At 50.5% G+C, this 19,231-nt stretch carries 14 protein-coding genes; 7 read left to right on the top strand and 7 right to left on the bottom strand.

All coding sequences use genetic code 11. The annotated features are described in order from the left end of the window. Positions 1-31 precede the first annotated feature (31 nt). Positions 32-871 carry an ABC transporter permease gene (locus Pelsub_RS10565; protein WP_116223771.1) on the top strand — a complete coding sequence of 280 codons (840 nt, stop codon included), beginning with the start codon at positions 32-34 and terminating at the stop codon, positions 869-871. Positions 872-1,124: 253 nt separating this feature from the next. Further along, entirely contained in the window at positions 1,125-2,003 is an 879-nt protein-coding gene (modA, locus tag Pelsub_RS10560; RefSeq protein ID WP_116223772.1) for a molybdate ABC transporter substrate-binding protein, read from the top strand. Positions 2,004-2,479: 476 nt separating this feature from the next. Here the strand turns inward: modA and Pelsub_RS10555 are convergent, their stop codons facing one another. The 3 genes from Pelsub_RS10555 to Pelsub_RS10545 all read right to left on the bottom strand — a co-directional run bounded on the left by Pelsub_RS10555 (position 2,480) and on the right by Pelsub_RS10545 (position 6,858). Then, a complete protein-coding gene (locus Pelsub_RS10555) occupies positions 2,480-3,124 on the bottom strand; it encodes an NBR1-Ig-like domain-containing protein (protein WP_116223773.1) in 645 nt (214 codons plus the stop codon). Between the two features lie 97 nt (positions 3,125-3,221). Beyond that, on the bottom strand, positions 3,222-5,051 hold the full coding sequence (locus Pelsub_RS10550) for an ABC transporter ATP-binding protein (protein ID WP_116223774.1): 1,830 nt from the start codon (positions 5,049-5,051) through the stop codon (positions 3,222-3,224). Further along, positions 5,041-6,858, bottom strand: a complete 1,818-nt coding sequence (locus tag Pelsub_RS10545; RefSeq protein WP_232528592.1) for an ABC transporter ATP-binding protein — start codon at positions 6,856-6,858, stop codon at positions 5,041-5,043. The genes Pelsub_RS10550 and Pelsub_RS10545 overlap by 11 nt, the downstream gene beginning before the upstream one ends. A gap of 479 nt (positions 6,859-7,337) precedes the next feature. On the opposite strand from Pelsub_RS10545, the gene Pelsub_RS10540 reads away from it, so the two are divergent. Next, positions 7,338-8,444 carry a pyridoxal-phosphate-dependent aminotransferase family protein gene (locus tag Pelsub_RS10540; protein ID WP_116223775.1) on the top strand — a complete coding sequence of 369 codons (1,107 nt, stop codon included), beginning with the start codon at positions 7,338-7,340 and terminating at the stop codon, positions 8,442-8,444. 116 nt (positions 8,445-8,560) lie between these two features. Beyond that, complete coding sequence (locus Pelsub_RS10535; protein ID WP_116223776.1) at positions 8,561-9,673, top strand: ABC transporter ATP-binding protein; 1,113 nt, start codon at positions 8,561-8,563, stop codon at positions 9,671-9,673. A gap of 618 nt (positions 9,674-10,291) precedes the next feature. Here the strand turns inward: Pelsub_RS10535 and Pelsub_RS10530 are convergent. After that, entirely contained in the window at positions 10,292-10,957 is a 666-nt protein-coding gene (locus Pelsub_RS10530; protein ID WP_158675075.1) for a TIGR01906 family membrane protein, read from the bottom strand. Beyond that, complete coding sequence (locus Pelsub_RS10525; protein WP_126440498.1) at positions 10,954-12,507, bottom strand: spermidine synthase; 1,554 nt, start codon at positions 12,505-12,507, stop codon at positions 10,954-10,956. Before Pelsub_RS10525 ends, Pelsub_RS10530 begins: the two co-directional genes overlap by 4 nt. Before the next feature lie 73 nt (positions 12,508-12,580). Between Pelsub_RS10525 and Pelsub_RS10520 the strand changes: the two genes are divergently transcribed. Then, a complete protein-coding gene (locus Pelsub_RS10520) occupies positions 12,581-14,191 on the top strand; it encodes an NAD(P)H-hydrate dehydratase (protein ID WP_116223779.1) in 1,611 nt (536 codons plus the stop codon). Between the two features lie 47 nt (positions 14,192-14,238). Here Pelsub_RS10520 and Pelsub_RS10515 read toward each other — a convergent pair whose 3' ends face one another. Continuing rightward, on the bottom strand, positions 14,239-14,604 hold the full coding sequence (locus tag Pelsub_RS10515) for a YtxH domain-containing protein (RefSeq protein ID WP_116223780.1): 366 nt from the start codon (positions 14,602-14,604) through the stop codon (positions 14,239-14,241). A gap of 29 nt (positions 14,605-14,633) precedes the next feature. Further along, the gene (locus Pelsub_RS10510) at positions 14,634-15,050 is read right to left on the bottom strand and encodes a hypothetical protein (protein WP_116223781.1); all 417 of its coding nucleotides are present in this window, start codon (positions 15,048-15,050) and stop codon (positions 14,634-14,636) included. Between the two features lie 172 nt (positions 15,051-15,222). Here Pelsub_RS10510 and pth point away from each other — a divergent pair, with 172 nt between their 5' ends. Then, a complete protein-coding gene (pth, locus tag Pelsub_RS10505; RefSeq protein WP_116223782.1) occupies positions 15,223-15,843 on the top strand; it encodes an aminoacyl-tRNA hydrolase in 621 nt (206 codons plus the stop codon). Next, a complete protein-coding gene (mfd, locus tag Pelsub_RS10500) occupies positions 15,830-19,225 on the top strand; it encodes a transcription-repair coupling factor (RefSeq protein WP_116223783.1) in 3,396 nt (1,131 codons plus the stop codon). The genes pth and mfd overlap by 14 nt, the downstream gene beginning before the upstream one ends. The last annotated feature ends 6 nt before the right edge of the window (positions 19,226-19,231 follow it).

Genomic DNA, 19,231 nt, shown 5'->3' with positions numbered 1-19,231 from the left:
TACATTCCGACAATGAAAACAGGTAATACTCATGATAGAGACTGAAAAACGCACAATCGTAAACACCGCCGTATGGTCTAAACAAACCTGGAAATTGCTCTCAATGCCGATGCTGTTGTTTTTGGCCATCCCGATTCTTTCACTTTTTATTCACAGTTCTCCCCGGGACCTGCTGCAGAACTTGAATGAACGCCAAGTGACGCAAGCCATCAGTTTAAGCCTGGCAACTTCAAGCGTAACCACGGCGTTGACGTTGGTATTGGGCACACCGGTGGCTTATTTGTTGGGAACGCGAAAATTCAAGGGTTATCATTTTGTGGATACGCTTGTCGATATCCCAACCGTACTGCCGCCATCGGTGGCAGGCGTGGCGTTGTTAATGGCGTTTGGGCGGCGCGGGTTGGTAGGGGCGCTGTTGGCCGAGAAGGGCATTACCATTCCATTTACTTTCATCGCGGTGGTGATGGCACAGCTTTTTATTGCCTCACCGCTATACGTCCGTTCAGCCGCAGTGGGCTTTTCCGGTATCGATAAGGAGCTAAAGCAGGCGGCGGCGCTGGATGGCGCCAATCGCTGGCAGGTGTTCCGCTATATCGTACTACCGCTTTCCGCAAACGCACTTTTGAGCGGTGGGGTGATGACTTGGGCACGGGCTTTGGGTGAGTTCGGGGCAACCATTATCTTTGCTGGTAACTTTCCGGGAAGGACACAAACCATGCCGCTGGCCATTTATATTGGTTTCGAGATTGAGTTAAATGTGGCATTAACGCTTTCGATCATCCTGATCTGTTTTTCATTCCTCACACTGGTTTTGGTCAAAGGATTTTTACACAGCCGTTTGGATACCGGGGTTGAACTAATCAATGATTGAGTGACTTCCTCGGCGAGAATTATCGGCGAAATATTGGGGGATTGCAAAGATAGACGCTGTTCTTTTAGCATTGTAAGTTGGAAACAACAGAACAATCTTAAAAGAGAACAAATAATTCATCTCCTGGTTTATTCAGTGATACAATCTTGCTAATTCACAAAATGAATACTCATTAAGTGAATAATAACGCCTTGCAAGATTGACGCCTGACACGTCTGACTTGCACAACCAAAAACCAAGGAGGTTTTCCATTATGCGTTCCAAAATCTTGTCTATTCTAATGTTGGGCCTGCTGCTGCTTTCGGCCGCTTGCTCAGCCCAACCAGCAGCGAGTGTTCCCACCGAAGCGGTTGAGGAACAAGCTGCCGCGCCGGCAGCCGAAGCTGAAGCAGAAGCACCGGCAGAAGCACGCACGCTGACCGTGTTGGCTGCCGCTTCATTGACCGAGTCCTTCACTGAACTGGGGCAGCTCTTCGAAGCACAAAATGAGGGTGTGACCGTGGCATTAAGCTTTGCCGGTTCCCAGGCTTTGGCAGAACAACTTGGGCAGGGCGCCGCAGCGGATGTCTTTGCCAGTGCCAGCACCAAATACATGACAGCTGTCGTTGACGCCGGGCGTGTAAACGCAGACGATGCCCAAACTTTTGCGTATAACAAACTGGTCGTAATTTATCCCAAGGATAATCCCGGAGAATTGACCCAGCTTCAAGACCTGGCAAAATCCGGTTTGATGGTCATTCTGGCCGATGAGACCGTTCCGGTAGGCAAGTACTCACAGGAATTTCTGGACAAAGCCAGCGCGGATGAAAGTTTCGGCAGCGATTTCAAGGAAAACGTATTGGCGAATGTGGTCTCATTTGAAGATAATGTCAAAGCCGTCGTGACCAAGATTACCCTGGGTGAAGCCGATGCCGGTATCGTGTACGTGACCGATATTACCGCGGATGCTGCTGAAAGCATTGGCACATTGGATATCCCGGATGAGCTGAACTCCATTGGGACTTACCCGATTGCCCCAGTTGCCGACAGTCAAAACGCAGATTTGGCCGCTTCTTTTGTAAGCTTTGTCCTTTCCGATGAAGGACAAGCCGTATTGGCCAAATACGGTTTTGTAAACGCAACAGCCGAATAATGTTGGAAATTCAGTAATATAAGCTTGATTGATTAGTTAACCAATAGGAAATTTCTGAATTAGAAAAATATAAGGCTGTCCTTTTTATAAACTGGACACTAAAAAGTAAACACGAAAATAAAGCACCCCTTGTTCTTTTTTGACACGAGGGGTGTTTCTATTTTGTCAGGTAGAGATGGGGTGTTTTATTAGGCAATCGAAGTGAAGCAAGAAGCAGTGGATTTATTCGTGAAAAAGGACTCACCTGTTGAGAGATTGCAGAACAATTACCGATACGGAAATCCGACCGGATATAAATCTGGATTAAGCAATATCAACTGAAAAGAATTGAGCCATATTGTCATCCTATAAAAAAAGACAGACACCTTTTCAAATCAGGTGCCTGTCTACTTAACTTATCGAGGCTTTGCTTTTCCTGTTTTATCTATAGAGTACAGCTCAAATGAGAGCCTCTTTATTATTGTCAGGAAGGATGGTTATTGAACCTTGAAAGCGAAATATACTTCGCCGTTTGTAACCTTCACACCATCGGCATTCTTCAGGAACCAATAGGTCGTGTAAGTGCCGGAGGTATCAGGAGCCCGGCATTCCAGATCAAAACACCATTTACTGCCGGGGTCAATAGCTTTGCCGACATAGGTTTTTGATACCCAACACGGCTTGCTACCATCAATATAGTGTAGATAATATTTACTTGTCCATGTAGTAGATCCGACATTAGACATGCAAACATGGAAGTTGAATGCCTGGCCAGCACTGAAGACCTTGCCATCCACCGGGCTTTGGGTATTCCATTTGGCGGCATCACCGTAAAGCTGAACCGTGGCGGTGGGTCCCATCGAAATAGTGGGAATGGCTGCCTGCTCCTGGCTGACATCGACAGTGGGGGCCGGCGGTTGTGTGGGTTCAGGAGTAGCGGTTGGTTCAGGTGTGGCTGTGGGGGGGATAGCTTCCGAGGTCTGGGTCATGCTGACCATTACCGTTTCAGCAACCTGGGTGAAAATAACGTTTGGATCCACCGTGGGTTCCGCAGGAGCGGCGGCACCGCAGGCGCCGAGCATCAGGGCGGCAGCAATCATTACTGCTACCAAACTGAGGGTTTTTAACATAGTTTTCTTCATTACTTCACTCCATTCCAAATTTGTGCGTTAATTATAACTGAAGATGTTCAAACCTATTTTACCACCCGCAAAAAGAGAATTTCCAGCTTGAAACCTGCTATCCGGCGGATAAGTTTGCCTGGTTGTTTTCTTTAAAAATATTATACGCATCCTCACGCTCAAAGCGGAATTGGCGTGTATAGAGATTGTAGTACTTACCTTTCAATTTTAGCAACTCCGCGTGATTACCCATTTCGGCGATTTGGCCATCCTCAATTACTAAAATGCGGTGAGCGGTCTTGATGGTCGACAAGCGGTGGGCAATGATGATGCTGGTGCGGTCCTGCATAATGGCTTCCATCCCTTTTTGGATCATCGACTCGGTAAGCGTGTCCACGGAACTGGTCGCTTCGTCCATGATGAAGATCTCCGGGTTGGAAAGCACCGCACGGGCCAGGCTGATGAGCTGTTTCTGTCCAACCGAGAGCAGAACGCCGCCTTCACCGACTTGTTCGTCATAACCATGTTCAAAGCGCTGGATGAAATGATCCGCTCCAACCAGTTTTGCGGCTGCTTCGATATCCTGTTGGCTGGCTTTGAGGCGGCCGTAAGCGATGTTCTCGCGAATGGTGCCGGAGAACAGATGCGGAGTTTGCAGCACTACACCGATACGGGATTGGATGGCCTGCAGCGAAAGGTCGGTGTAATCGTGCCCGCCGATAAGAATCCGGCCGCGCTTGGGTTCGTAGAAACGGCATAGTAAATTGACGATGGTGGTCTTGCCGCCGCCGGTAGAACCGACCAGGGCAATGGTCTCTCCGTGTTGAATCGTCAGATTTAAATCTTTGATGACCGGCAGTTCATCCTCGTACCAGAAATACATATGTTCAAATTGGATTTCGCCGCGGATGGTTCCGGGATCAAAAGCACCGGGTTTATCCAGAATTTCAGGCGTGGTATCCACCAATGAGAAAATGCGCTCGGCGGAAGCCAGAGCACGCTGCATTTCGGCAAAGACGCGGGCGACATCCTGAATAGGCCACAACATGGATGTCATGTAAGTAATGAAAGCTTGCAAGCTGCCTATGGAAAAAGTGCCGCTGCCGACTGTCGCTCCGCTGTACCAGATGATGCCGCCCAAACCAACAGCAGAAATGATCTGCACACTGGGCAGGAAAAGCGCGCTCAACCAGGCAGCACGGTAACCGGCTTTGCGCATGGCACTGGTTTGTTCGCCAAACTCGCGCAGGTTCTCATCTTCACGACCAAGCGCTTTAACCACGCGCACGCCGCTGATATTCTCATTATATGAAGCCGTGATCTTGGAATTGATTTTGCGCACATTGCGGAACTGCTCCAGAATGCGTTTGCGGAATTGAACGGCCACGTAGAATAAAAACGGCAGAATGGCAATGACAATCAGAGCCAGGCGCCAGTCGATGACCAGCATGAAAATCACGGAGGTCAAAATATTGATAACGCCCCAGGTGGAATCCAGCACACCCCAGGTAACCAGTTCGGCTACCCGTTCGGTGTCGTTGGTAACGCGCGACATGATCCAGCCAACAGGCGTGCGCGAGAAATAGGAGAGCGATAAGCGCTGGAGGTGGTTGAATAGGGACTGACGCAGGTCATAGCGTACCCGTTCTCCCAGCACGCCAACCAGGAAAACAAAGCCGAATACAGCGGCGGCCTGCACAAGAATGAGAATGCCATAATTCACCAAAATCTGTTGTAAGGCATTGATATCTTTATTGACAATGCCTCTATCGACAATTTGCTTGCTCAGGTAGGTGAAATAAGCATCCAGAATAGACACGATAATGACACAGATTAAAAAGCCCAATACCCAAGGCCAATGCGGCCGCATCAAATCCAAGATGCGCTTGAATACATTGCCTTTGAACTGGCCCTGAAAATCTTCTTCTTCGTAAAAATCAGCTGGCACTTGAAAGCTCCTGTTCCAATTCCGTTTCGATGCGGGTCTGAATGTTATAAATCTGCTGGTAGACCCCTGGCACGCGTAAAAGACTCTCGTGCGTTCCATGCTGGATGATACGGCCGTCTTCCATGACGAGGATCAAGTCCGCGTTCATGATGCTCTGAATACGGTGAGCGATGACGAAAGTGGTGCGATCGCGCATCAGGGATTGCATGGCTGCGCGAATCTGCGCTTCCGTTTCGGTATCCACGGATGAGGTGGAATCATCCAAAATGAGGATGCAGGGATTCTTCAGCAAGGTGCGCGCAATGGCGATGCGCTGTTTCTGCCCGCCGGACAGGGTGACACCGCGTTCACCCACCAGCGTGCGATACCCCTCGGGGAAGGAGAGAATGACATCGTGAACCGCAGCCATCTTAGCTGCCTGCTCGACCTCTTCCTCGGGAACATCCCGGCCAACGCCGTAAGTAATATTTTCGCGAATGGAGCGGGAAAATAAGAAGGGTTCCTGTTCGACAATACCGATTTGGCTGCGTAAATAGCGGCGCGAATAGCGGCATAGATCGATTCCATCCAACAGAATCTCACCGCTGGTGTAATCGGAAAAGCGCGGCAGCAGATTGACCAATGTGGTTTTACCCGATCCGGTGGAACCGAGCAGCGCCACTACCTTGCCGGCCTCAATTTTAAAGTTGATATCGTGCAGCACCTGTTCATGTTGGTTGTATTCGAAGTTCACATGGTTGAAAATTACTTCACCATCTAGATCCGCTGCAGGATGGTAGTCGCCGTCATCCAATGGTTCGCGAGTTTCTTTGATGATCTTGAACACGCGATCATATGAAACCAGACCGTTGGACATTTCCACGATCAGACGGCCGAGGCCACGCAGCGGGTAGATAATCCACACTATCAAACCGGCATAGGCTAAATAATTACCCACGCTGATTTCTCCGCGGATAGCCATCAGCGCGCCAAGCAAAAATCCGGCCAACATCTGCATGCCGCAGATTGTGTCCGAGATTGGCCAGAAAAGGGAATGGATCGTCAGCAAGTGCTTGCCGCGTTTGAATTTTTCCCAGTTGGTTTGCTCGAATTTCTCAATCTCATGCGTCTGGCGGGCAAAGGCCTTAACAACGCGCACGCCGCTAAGGTTCTCTTGAAGGGTGGTGGATAGGATGGCGTCCTGTTCCTGGTAAGCCTCATAAGCCTTGGAGACTTTTTTGAAGAAGTAAATGGACGTGACCACAACGATCGGGACAGCAATGACTGATAGCAATGCCAGCCGGGTATTCAGGCGCAGCAGCGCGATGAAATTCACCACAAACAATAGCACAATGCGTCCGACGCCGATGGCCTGATCGTTATAGAAGCGCCGCAGGGCGTCCACGTCGGAGGTACAACGCTGGATCAGCTCACCGGTATCGGTGGCGCCGTGATAAGAAAAAGGCAGATGTTGGATGTGGTCGAACAGGTAATTACGTAGGCGTTCGACTGTACCTTCCGCGGTTTTTGCGGCATGCTTGCCGCTCAGGAAAGTGAAATAACCCTGCAATCCCGCGAAAGCAACAAAAGCCACGGCAATAGTCCAAACCGGAAATTTTCCGGTTGAGGCTAGAAAGTAGTTATCGACAAAGTAACTAAGCAATAAGTATGTCGCTGTTTTGGACGCCGCCGATAAACCTTGCATTATTGTAGCGAAGGTATAATCGAGCTGGTAGCCGCGCATCAGACGCCATAATCCAACCAGACGGTTGGACGAGATGGCTTCCTTCAAGTCAAAATCGACGGTCCCCATATTTTTTTGCACCATAAATAAACCTTTAATTGTTAGAAGCTGGATAGGAACGTTATTATAACTTAGCTGACAAAATTTAAGGTTTATCCTTGGGTGAATTATGATTGAGTTGATAAAATATGATGATTAAAATACTATACCAGGGCGTTCTCAGTGAAGAACTACAGAATTAATGTGAACAAACGGCCGCAAAAAAAAGCATATCCGATGTTGCTGTCCAGGAACTATCTCGGATATGAACATCGGATATCCATAACAATTATGGATGTGCGGGTCGTATTCAGCCGGCTCCACATTCCCCTAATACAAAAATGGATAATATTTGGGATGGTCTTTACCAGGAAGGGTTTTCCCTTCAGACCCCTGACGGTGTTGGATAACCAGCGTTTCAATCAAACGGTACCAGCACCGATTCTTTTTTAATATCAACAAAATTGCGGAATGATGATTTGCACGGAGATATCAATTTTTGCCAAAGGAAAAGGAGATAATAAATGGAACAAGCACAGATGAAGTTAATGATACCGGGTCCAGTGGAAGTTGATCCAAAAGTTTTAGCTGCACTCAGCGAGCCGGTTGAACCGCATTATGGGGATGCGTGGGTAAAAAAGTATGCACGCGTGATTGATATTCTCAGGCAAATATTCAATGTCGCCGGCAAGAATTATGATGTTTATTTAATGGTTGGTTCCGGCACCTGCGCAATTGACGCGTCCATGAGCAGCAGTCTGATGAGGGGCGAAAAAATCATCATTGGCAACAATGGATTCTTCGGTGGGCGGCTGATCGAGGTTGCTAAAAATGCCGGATTAAATATTGTGGAAGTACCGGGCGAGTGGGGCAAACCGCTTGATCCGCAGGCTATTAAAAAAGCTTTGGATGCCAACCCCGATGCCAAAGCGGTGTCGGTGGTGCACGGCGAGACATCCACAACTGTGCTCAACCCGGTGAAGGAAATTGGCGCGATTGTGGCAGCGAGCGAAGCGATTTTCCTGGTGGACGCGGTATCCTCTTTCGGCGGCATACCCTTTGACATGGAAGATTGGAACGTGGATATTTGTGCCTCTGCTACGCAAAAGTGCCTGGGCGCGCTGCCCGGTTTAGCACCTGTCTCAGTCAGCCAAAAAGGCTGGAAAACGATCGACCGTTCCTTTGATAAAGGCCACAGCTGGTATACCAATCTGCAAAACTGGCGCAAATATGGCACGGAATGGGCGGATTGGCACCCAACCCCGGTGACCATGCCAACCAACAATGTGAATGCCTTACTGGTCGCGCTGGAACAGTTGATGGAGGAAGGGATTGAAAATCGTATACAGCGTTATCGTTCGTTGGCGCTGCGCTTGCGCAAAGGACTGCGGGAAGCCGGCATGGAACCCTATACGTCGGATGAGATGCTCAACCCGGTGTTGACCGCGGCTTACGCGCCGGAGGGCCATAAGAGCGGTGAAATTATCCAGTATTTGTTGAATGAACATCACATCCAAATTGGCGGCGGATTGGGACACTTGAAAGACGTCGTTTTCCGCATTGGACATATGTCGCCGGTGGTCACGGAAGCAGATATTGACCGCGTGGTGGATGCCTTGAAAGCTTTCTAGCACTACGCTTTCCTCGTAATCAGAAAGAAGTGATGACATTTGTCATCACTTCTTTTTACTTCTACAAAATTTGACCTATAATTAAGTCACTATATTCTGTGGAATGGAGGAAAAGCATGGCAAGTGTAACATTCAACCACGTCGTTAAGAAATTCGGCGACGTAATAGCTGTCAATGATCTCAGTTTCACCATTGACGATAAGGAATTTTTGGTATTGGTGGGCCCTTCGGGCTGCGGCAAGACAACCGCTCTGCGGAGTTTAGCCGGACTGGAAGAAATTACTTCCGGTGAAATCATGATTGGCGATCAGGTGGTGAACGACATTCCACCCAAGGATCGGGATATCGCGATGGTATTCCAGTCTTATGCACTCTACCCGCATATGACCGTATTTGAGAATATGGCTTTCGGGTTGAAATTGCGCAAGATGCCGAAAGAGGAGATCCAACGGCGGGTTGATGAAGCTGCGCAGATCCTCGATATCCAGATGCTGCTGAACCGCAAACCGCGCGAACTTTCCGGCGGCCAGCGCCAGCGTGTTGCTGTGGGGCGCGCCATTGTGCGTGAACCAAAAGTGTTCCTGTTTGATGAACCGTTATCCAACTTGGATGCCAAGCTGCGCGTGCAGACTCGTAAAGAGATCACCAAACTGCACAAGCGCTTGAAGACCACGTTTATTTACGTGACCCACGACCAGGTGGAAGCCATGACCATGGGCACACGTATCGCTGTGATTAACCACGGTGTGCTGCAGCAAGTGGACACTCCCCAGAACCTGTATGATAAACCGGCCAACCAGTTTGTAGCCGGATTTATGGGTTCGCCTGCCATGAACTTCTTCCAGGCCAAACTTGAAAAATCCGGTGGAAAATTATTTGTCGCCACGGATACATTCAAATTGGAAATTCCCAAGGACAAGGTCAAAACCTACGAAGCGTACGACGGCAAGAAGGTAGTCTTTGGCATTCGGCCGGAAGATATTTATAACCCCGAATATTCCTCCTCCGGCATCCAAGCCGCCGAGGTGGAATGCAAGGTGGACTTGCTGGAGTTGATGGGCGACGAGATTTACGTCTACCTGATGAGCGGCGACCACGATTTGGTGGCGCGCGTCGATCCGCGCTCGCGCTATGAATTGGGCGAGAATGTGAAAATGGCTTTTGATATGAGCAAGATGCACATCTTTGATGCGGAAAACCATCCGGACAATCCGGTAGCTGTACGGTAGATTTCAATCAATTGAAAAGAGAATGAGCGCGGTATAAAAACCGCGCTTTTTTTGTTTAACTTTTTTTTGCCACAGATAGACACAGATATTTCTATGGATATTGCATTCGGGGAGAAGCGGGAATTTCGATGGCTGTGTTTTATTTAAAACTTCCTTATATTGATAAACACAGATGGGAATGCCGGCTACTCTTTTTCCGATTATCGCATTAGTGGTTTTAGAATATTTACCACGGATGGACACAGATATTTCTATGGATATTGCATTCGAGGTGAAGCGGGAATTTCGATGGCTGTGTTTTATTTAAAACTTCCTTATATTGATAAACACAGATGGGAATGCCGGCTACTTTTTTTCCCGAATATCGCGTTAGTGGTTTTAGCATATTAACCACGGATGGACAAAGATGCCCCTTCCTAGCCTTCCCCATTTCAGCGAGGCTGAAATAGGGAAGGAATCTCACTCTCGTAGGACGTGTTTCGATCCACGCCAAATTAAGGGTAGTTTTGATTTTTGATTATTTTTTTTGAAAAGGAAATATTGAAGGCGGGATTCTAATCCCGCCCTACAGTTATTACTTATACAAATCTGAATTGGAATGTTGATATGACAAGGGAACTACATTTTCTTCAAGCGGCGGTGCCAGAGGAGGATGGGAACCAGGCTGGCGAGAATGGTGAGCCCGCCGATAAAGATGAACAAATCGCGCCAGAAGCGCATGGGGAAGAGGCGGATAAGGTTGTCGTTGAGGTAGAACAACCATGTGTCGCCGGTGAAGAAAAGCTGGTGGAATTTGGTAAAGAGCAGGTCAAAGTTCAGCCAGACGGAAAACAGGATCATGATGATCAGTAGAATTGTCAGGCGGGCGCCGTTATTGAGGGCTCTCAGGTAATCAACAGACCACTTGCCCAGCAGGCTGAGCAGCAGCGTCAGGACAAAGAAAGCCACCAGGATTTTCCAAATCAGCAGCACCGGCGTGGTCAGATTGCGCACGTCCAACATATGTGAGATTTCGCGCTCGTTGAAAAGCGGGCTGCCGTCCGGCAGGGTTTGGGTGGTGAATTCCGTATGAGAGACTTTGCCCAACAAGTAATCGATTGAGTATTGTCCCCACTGCAAACGGTCAGCGGTGGTGAAGCCGTAATCATCGGGTGGAAAACCGGGCAGATTATATTCTGCGTTGATATAAAGCGGGGTGAGCGCTACACGGATGGAAGATGTAATCACCATTAATGGGAAAAGTAAAATCAATAAAAATATGGCTGTGTTTTTAAGTAACTTCATTGAAATGCCTCGATTTGATTTGAGCGGAAAACGTCCAAAATCATCGCGTTGGTGATCCATTCCACCGACGCCTTATCATCGGTGAAGAGCGTGCCATCCGGGGGATCGGGTTGGATATTCAGGACGGCCGTCTCCAGGGTAGACAGGAGCAGGTTGGGGGTGTCGGGGTTTTCACTCAGAGCAATGTAATTGTCGATCAGATTGTCCGCCTGAGTGGGCTGGCGGGTGGCGAAAATCATGGAATTGAGCGTGTCAGGGATATCCACGACATAAACAGAAGGATAGACAGCGTGGATGGTGGTATAGAGCGAGTCGACCAGCCGGCGGTTATCCAAAATGCGGGCGACATTGATGACCAGCGCACCGTTATCCGAGAGGTGGTCGTAGGTCTGCTGGAAGAATTCCTGTGTGGTGAGATGCCAGGGGATATAGGGCGGTTTGTAGGCATCAATGCTGATGATGTCATAGCGCGCGTCGGTATGGCTGAGGCCCCAACGGGCATCCTCTATATACACATTCAATGAAGGTACATCCATGTGAAAAAGGTCGTACCCCACCGACACGATTTCCGGGTCGATCTCAAAGCCATCGATGGTAGCCTGCGGATAAACCTGATAGGCTTCGCGGGCGCTGGTGCCGGCGGCCAGACCCAGAAGGGCAATTTCACTGACTTCCTCCGGAGAAATGGGGGCAGTGTTGAAATATGGCGCAACCAAAACCTGTTCCCAGGAACCGTTGAAATTATCGCGCGTGGGATGGTAAATGGAATGAATACCCTGGCCTTCATTCAGGCGCAGCATGCGGTAATCGTTGATTTCCTGCACCTGAATATAGTTATATGCGGATTCTCCTTCGTAGATGATACCCTCGGCTTGCTTGTCAAAGCCGCGCAGGCCGATGAATGTAGCCAGAGCCAATACCAGCGGCATCCAGGCCAGTTTCAAAACAGGCTTGAATCCGGCGGTCATGGCCAGACAAAAAAACGTGACCAGCATTAAACCGGCGCTGATGGCGACAAAGGTGCGATAGGTACCTATGGCTGGAATAAGCAGCAGGACGGGCAGAAATGTGCCCAGGAAGGACCCAAGGGTAGAGAGGGTATAAATCTTGCCAACAACTACGCCGGAGTGTTCCTTTTCCTGCAGGGCCAGGCGCACTGCAAAAGGAGAAGCAGTACCGAGCAGGGTTACAGGCAGGCTGAACAACGCCAGAACGGATATAAAAGCACCAACCATCACGCCAACCTGCATATTATCAAAGGCCTGGCTGGCCGTGCGCAAAATCGGGCGGGCGGCCAGAGGTACAAGGCCAATTAATAAAGACGCCCAGGCAAGGATCGTGAAGAACGTACTAAATTCGGGCGAGCGGTCGGCCCATTTACCGCCGATGGTGTAACCGACGGACAGGTAGATGAGGATCAACCCAATGATAATTGCCCAAACCAGGTTGCTGGAACCGTAGTAGTTGCCCAGTAATCGAGAAGCGGACATTTCGACTGCCAGGCTGGCACAACCGGCGAAAAAGACCCCGAGATATAAATAACGTCGCATGCTGGCAATTATAACCGAGGCACTGCTTACCGGCAGACGGGTATAATTTCAAAGAAGCATACAGGAGAACAGCATGAAACGGGTGAGTGTCGCGCAAATGAAAGCCCTGGAAGGCCAGGCAGATGCCAGTGGGTTGAGCTACGATCAGATGATGGCCAACGCCGGTCTGGCATTGGCGCAGGCCGTTCACCGGCGGTATTTCCGACGGCCAACGTGCAGTGTGTTGGGACTGGTAGGATCCGGCAATAACGGAGGCGACTGCCTGATCGCGCTGCGCTACCTGGCGGAATGGGGTTGGCAGACACAAGCATATCTGCTGAAAGAACGCGTGGGGGATGAAGCACTTTTGACGGATTATCGCAAAGCGGGCGGTCAGGTTCTGGGCGTCAATGAGGACCATGATTTTGAGAAATTACGACAACATGCGTTACAAGCCGACCTGATTATGGATGGCGTGCTGGGCACAGGTATTCGACTGCCCTTAAAAGGAGATATCCAGCATGCTTTAGCCGTTTTAAAAGAAATAAAGGATTTACCGCCAGTAGTTGCGGTGGATTGTCCTTCCGGAGTGGATTGCGATAGCGGAAAGGCGGCCAAGGAATGCCTGCGGGCTGACCTGACAGTTTGCATGGCGGCAATCAAAGCAGGCTTATTGAAACAGCCGGCTTTAGGCTTGGCGGGAGAGATATACGCCGTGGGCATCGGCTTGGGGGACAACCTGCCGGCTTGGGCGGAGGCGGATGTAGATGTAATGGATGCCCGGATGGCAGTGGAAAACCTGCCTGAACGGCCGGCCGACAGCCATAAGGGTACTTACGGCACCTGCCTGATCGCAGCCGGGTCGGTGAACTATTGCGGGGCGGCATTGCTGGCTGCTCGGGCAGCTTACCGCATGGGTACAGGCCTGGTGCGCGTGGGTGTTCCCGGGTCCATTTACGACACACTGGCAGGGCAGCTGCCGGAAGCTACCTGGTTAATCCTGCCGCATACGAGTGGGGTTATCAACAGCGAAGCGGCCAAGGTGGTTTGGAAGAATCTGGAACGAGTAAATGCGCTCCTGATAGGGCCGGGTTGGGGATTGGAAAATGAAACAAAAGAATTCCTGGAGGATTTATTAAACCTGCAGAAAGGGAAAGGAAATGCTTCTCCCCTCGGATTTGTACCCGAAGAACACGAATTAAAAAACGCATCCAGGAAATTGCCTGCGCTGGTGATTGACGCGGACGGGTTAAAACTGTTGGCACAGATTGAGAATTGGCAGGATAAAATCCAAACGGCCGTCCTAACACCGCATCCGGGCGAGATGGCGGTTATGAGCGGGTTGAGTATTGCAAAAATTCAAGCCGACCGTGAAGCAATTGCACGGGAGTACGCGCAACGCTGGGGACATGTGCTGGTTTTAAAAGGAGCAATGACCATTGTAGCAAACCCGGCGGGCGAGGTTGCCATCATTCCCATGGCCACTTCTGCATTGGCCACAGCGGGTACAGGAGACGTGTTAGCCGGCATGATCACGGGATTGATCGCACAGGGTTTAGAACCCTACACCGCGGCGAAAACGGCAGCATGGCTGCACGCCAGAGCAGGCATCAAGGCTGCGCGCCAATTGGGCAGCGAAGCCAGCGTGATGGCCGGGGATGTGATTGCACAACTGCCACAGGTATTAAACGAAATCAGCAGTTGAGCAATCAACCGCTGATTTATATATGTTTCTTTGCAGAAAACAGTAACTTAGGCTTTGGTGGAAGCTTCGCCTTTATCGCCTTTTGTGGCTGATTTTACTGTTTTCGCGGCTTTGGCTTTGGTATCTTCTAAAACAACCTGGCCCTGTTCGGCGACTTCAGCCGCTTTGGTTTTGGCCTGTTCAAGCAGCGTTTCCGCTTTCTTTATCGCGTCATTGGCGGCTTTTTCTGCTTTGTCGATAGATTCCTCAACAGTAGCGGAAGCCTGGTCGCGAAGTTCAATGCTCCGATCTTTAATCATGGTGCGGGTTTCCTCACCGGATTGGGGAGCGAGCAACAGCGCCGTAATCGCGCCGGAGAGACCTCCAACCAAAAAACCTACTAAGAATGCTCCAAAATCATCATGGTCTGACATTTGTATTTTTCTCCTTTCAGGATAATACGCTAATCTTTTCTTTTAATAAAACCGATTATCTCAAACAACTTTCTCGAGCCAGCTACAAAACTGCTTACAGTGATGATGGGGGCAACTGCTTTATCGGAAATAAATTTGCTGGTCCCTTTGACTGTGCTTACCGCTTCTTTTGTGGAATCCAGGATGGGTTTGACCTCATTCTGGATCAAATTGGTCAGAACAGCTAATTGAATCACCAGGATCACCAACGCTACACCCAGCAGCAACGATTCAACCGCCAGGACGATGATAAAGATATCCCGAACTTTTCCGGTATCTGCCGATGGTTGGGCAAGGGCGATAATGCCGATAACTAAGCCGATCAGCAGGACGACCAAAACAACGGCCGCGATGATCGCGCCAGTTTTTTTCTTTTCCGTTAGTGAGTCCGTTTGTATTTCAGTCATTTTCCACAGCCTAAGTCTGTCTTAAGAATTGATTATAGCATACCAGATTAGTCCGACAATTTGCATAAAAAACATATTAGAAGTGTGAAGAAATCAGAATTTTGTATAATTTTGCATAATCAGGGGCTTTATGTTAGACTAACTTGTTGTCAACTTATTAGAAAGTGGTTTTATGTTTTTTAAACAACATCCTTCCAACGAATCTCTCGAATGGTATATCTTTGTCGGTTTGGGCAACCCGGGCCGCGAATACGAGCACACCCGCCATAATATCGGTTTTTCCGCGATACAGAGATTGGCTGAACGCTGGTCCATCGATATCAGCCGCTATAAGTTCAAAGCACTGACCGGTGCGGGTACGGTTGCGGGGAAACGCGTGGCGCTGGTCATGCCGCAAACGTATATGAACCTTTCCGGAACGGCAGTCGGTTCGTTTGTGCATTTCTATAAAATTGACCTGGCGCATCTGGTTGTCGTCAATGACGATATGGACCTGCCGTTCGGCAACATCCGCATTCGCAAAGCGGGCGGATCTGCCGGCCAACGCGGTATGCAGTCCATCATCTCCCGTCTGGGGTCGGAGGAATTCCCGCGCATGCGGTTGGGAATCGGCCGCCCGCCGGGGCGCATGGATCCCAAGGACTACGTGTTGAAGAAATTCAAAGGGGATGAGGAAATCATTCTCGACCAAGTACTGGATACGTGCGGTGACGCTCTGGAAATTTTCCTGGAACAGGGAATTGAAAAAGCCATGACATTGTTTAATGGTTCTGTTCTGAATGATGACGAGTGAGCAATTAATCCGATTTAAAGAACTTCCCGGTTTCAATGATTTACTGGAACAGGTGGAAGGTGGAACCAGGCAGATTCCCATCAGTCTGCCGCGTTCCGTGCGACTGCCATTCATGGCAGCGCTTCAGCGAGATACCCAAAAACCGCTGCTGTTTATCACTTCCAAGTCCGACCGGCTGCAATCCATGTATGAAGAATTCAGCTTCTGGGCGGAAGGGAACCGTAATTTCATCTTTGCCGAACCTACCCCGTTATTCTACGAAAAAATAAATTGGAGCCGCGATACGCGCAGCGACCGCATGGAGACACTGGTGGCACTGGCGCAAACATTCCTGCCGGCGCGCAAGAGCGAAGACGTGCCCCAGGTAATTTTTACCTCGGTCAAATCGCTGATGACTCGGACCATCCCACGACGGGACTTCCTTTTGGCTTGTGCCACACTCAAGGTCGGCAGCCAGATGCAGGTGGACGCCTTGTGCCGCAAGTGGGTGGATATCGGCTACACCACCGCCGAATTGGTGACCAGCGCGGGGCAATTTTCGCGGCGGGGCGGTTTGGTAGATATATGGCCGACAAACCTGGAACATCCGGTGCGCGTGGATTTTTTCGGGGACGAGGTGGATTCCATCCGCAGCTTCGACCCGGCCACGCAGCGCTCCATCGAAATGATCAATTCGGTGTTTATTCCACCGGCCGGCGAACTGGTCGGCGAGCATTCCAATTTAAATGAAGATCCCAGCCAACCTTTAGTCGAATTCAACATCCCCCTGGCTTACAAGAATCCGGGGTCATTATTGGACTACCTGCCCAAAGGTTCCATCATCCTACTGGACAATGAAGCTTCACTGGAAGTAACCTCCGAGGAGATTGAAGACCAAGCGTTACGGCTGCGTAAGGACGCGGTGGAGATGAATGCCGTGCCGGCGGATTTCCCACTGCCATACACCACCTGGTCCGAACTGAGCGATAACATGACGCGCTTCAGCATTATTGACCTGGGTTTCCCGTTAGGAGATGAAATCCACCCATTATCCGGCGCGTTTTCGCCCGGGCCGCGTTTTGGCAGCCACTTGCCGGGATTGTTTGAATTTATCAACAAGACTGTCAATCAGGGAAATCCGGTGACCGTTGTGTCCAAACAGGTCGACCGGTTGAAGGAAGTCGGGCGAGGCGAAGCGGCCGGTTTAAGCGAATCCGAATTGCTGACTTATATCGACGGCAGTCTGAATGCGGGCTGGGAAGTACGGTACCCCAAGGGAACCATCAGCTACCTGCTAACCGATTCGGAAATCTTCGGATGGGAGCGCCCGCGGCCGCGCAAACAAAGAGCGCAGAGTTATTCCGGACCGGAAGTCTCTTACGCGGACCTGAAGCCGGGCGATTGGGTAGTGCACATCGATTACGGCATCGGCCGTTTTGCCGGGCTGGTCCATCGCTCGATTGAGGGCGTGGAACGGGATTTCCTGCTGATCAAGTACGCGGAAGACGACCAGCTATTCGTGCCGGTACATCAGGCTGATCGCTTGAGCTTGTACGTAGGGCCGGATGAACGCGGCCCGCGGCTAACCCGGTTGGGCACCAAAGATTGGGTGACGCTCAAGGATAAGGTCAAAGAGGCGGTTCAGGAAGTGGCCGTTGATCTGTTGGAGTTGTATGCCAAACGACAGACGGTGGAAGGCTATGCTTACCGCGCAGACACCGAATGGCAGCGCATCCTGGAATTGAGTTTCCCTTACACTGAGACTCCCGACCAGGCCAGGGCCATCGAGGAAGTAAAACATGACATGGAACGGGCGCGGCCAATGGACCGGTTGTTGTGCGGAGACGTTGGCTACGGCAAGACGGAGGTCGCGCTGCGGGCAGCTTTCAAGGCCGTCATGGACGGCCGCCAGGTGGCCATGCTGGTGCCGACTACGGTGCTGGCGCAGCAGCATTTCGAATCTTTCCGGACGCGCCTGGCACCTTTCCCGGTCAAGGTGGAAATGCTATCGCGTTTCCGCAGCCCATCCGAGCAGGCGCAAATCCTGCTGGATTTAGAAGCGGGCGATGTGGATATCATCATCGGCACTCACCGTTTACTTCAGGATGACGTGCTCTTTAAAGACCTGGGATTGTTGATTATCGATGAAGAACAGCGTTTCGGTGTGACGCATAAGGAGTACTTCAAAAAGATGCGCACGGAAATCGATGTGTTGACACTGACTGCGACACCCATCCCGCGCACGCTGTACATGGCGCTGTCGGGTATCCGCGATATTTCCAATATTAATACGCCGCCCTCCGACCGGCTGCCGATCCAGACGCATATTGGCGGGTATGATCCGCAATTGGTCCGCAATGCCATCATCCGCGAAATTGACCGCGGCGGACAGGTGTTCTTTGTCCATAACCGCGTGCAGACCATCGGCGCGATGGCGAATCACCTGCGCAGCCTGGTGCCGGAAGCACGGTTGGGGATTGCGCACGGACAGATGAAAGAGCACGAATTGGCGGAAGTGATGCATAAGTTCACTTCCGGCGAAGTGGACGTGCTGGTTTCCACCTCCATTATTGAATCCGGTTTGGATATCCCCAATGCCAATACCCTGATTGTAGATCGCGGCGATACTTTTGGATTATCACAGCTATACCAACTACGCGGACGGGTGGGACGCGGCGCTTCGCGCGCCTACGCGTATTTCTTCCACCACCGCAAGAAACTACCCACGCCGGAAGGTTTGGAACGATTGGAAACCCTGGCGGAAAATACCCAACTGGGGGCAGGTTACTCCATCGCCATGCGTGACCTGGAAATGCGCGGGGCGGGCGACCTGCTGGGAACCGTGCAGCACGGGCACATTGCCGCAATAGGTTTTCATTTGTATACCCGGCTGCTTTCCGAAGCGGTGAACGAGGTTAAGGAACGCGGCGGATTATATGAAACCGCGAAACCGGAGCTGCCTTATCGCAGTATCCGTCCGCTGGTGGCGGTGGAATTGCCGCTCTCGGTAGGCATCCCCCAAGAATACCTACCTGATGAAAAGCTGCGATTACAGCTTTACCGCCGGATTGCTGATACGATTAACCAAAATGAAATCGAGAAAATTAAAGACGAGTTTCTCGATCGTTTCGGCCCGCTGCCGGAGGACACGCAAAACCTGTTTTGGCAGCTGGGTATCAAATTGAAAGCGGAGCAGGCTGGATTGGCATCCATCTCGATAGAAGGGGATCAGATTGTGCTGCGCTATCCGGCGCTGCCGGAAGGTTTGAAAGTGCGCGATCTGGCGGATTTAGGCAATGACGCACGCCGCGGTAAGAATGCCTATTGGCTGCCTATTCTGGGTGAGGGGATTTGGCAGGAACGCCTGGATGCCTTGCTGACCAGGCTGGTTGAACTGAATTAGCGATAC

It is taken from the genome of Pelolinea submarina (assembly GCF_003966975.1).
In the GTDB taxonomy this organism is placed as follows: Bacteria; Chloroflexota; Anaerolineae; order Anaerolineales; family Anaerolineaceae; genus Pelolinea; species Pelolinea submarina.
The sequence above is the reverse complement of the archived record's forward strand: the minus strand, read 5'-3'. Positions and strand labels throughout refer to the sequence as shown.

What these genes read in the sequence shown, in the direction of transcription:
- Pelsub_RS10555 (WP_116223773.1), bottom strand. Translation starts at nt 3,124, where the DNA reads ATGAAGAAAACTATGTTAAAAACCCTCAGTTTGGTAGCAGTAATGATT.
- Pelsub_RS10515 (WP_116223780.1), bottom strand. Translation starts at nt 14,604, where the DNA reads ATGTCAGACCATGATGATTTTGGAGCATTCTTAGTAGGTTTTTTGGTT.
- mfd (WP_116223783.1), top strand. Translation starts at nt 15,830, where the DNA reads ATGATGACGAGTGAGCAATTAATCCGATTTAAAGAACTTCCCGGTTTC.
- Pelsub_RS10530 (WP_158675075.1), bottom strand. Translation starts at nt 10,957, where the DNA reads ATGAAGTTACTTAAAAACACAGCCATATTTTTATTGATTTTACTTTTC.
- Pelsub_RS10525 (WP_126440498.1), bottom strand. Translation starts at nt 12,507, where the DNA reads ATGCGACGTTATTTATATCTCGGGGTCTTTTTCGCCGGTTGTGCCAGC.
- pth (WP_116223782.1), top strand. Translation starts at nt 15,223, where the DNA reads ATGTTTTTTAAACAACATCCTTCCAACGAATCTCTCGAATGGTATATC.
- Pelsub_RS10545 (WP_232528592.1), bottom strand. Translation starts at nt 6,858, where the DNA reads ATGGTGCAAAAAAATATGGGGACCGTCGATTTTGACTTGAAGGAAGCC.
- Pelsub_RS10565 (WP_116223771.1), top strand. Translation starts at nt 32, where the DNA reads ATGATAGAGACTGAAAAACGCACAATCGTAAACACCGCCGTATGGTCT.
- Pelsub_RS10535 (WP_116223776.1), top strand. Translation starts at nt 8,561, where the DNA reads ATGGCAAGTGTAACATTCAACCACGTCGTTAAGAAATTCGGCGACGTA.
- Pelsub_RS10510 (WP_116223781.1), bottom strand. Translation starts at nt 15,050, where the DNA reads ATGACTGAAATACAAACGGACTCACTAACGGAAAAGAAAAAAACTGGC.
- Pelsub_RS10520 (WP_116223779.1), top strand. Translation starts at nt 12,581, where the DNA reads ATGAAACGGGTGAGTGTCGCGCAAATGAAAGCCCTGGAAGGCCAGGCA.
- Pelsub_RS10540 (WP_116223775.1), top strand. Translation starts at nt 7,338, where the DNA reads ATGGAACAAGCACAGATGAAGTTAATGATACCGGGTCCAGTGGAAGTT.
- modA (WP_116223772.1), top strand. Translation starts at nt 1,125, where the DNA reads ATGCGTTCCAAAATCTTGTCTATTCTAATGTTGGGCCTGCTGCTGCTT.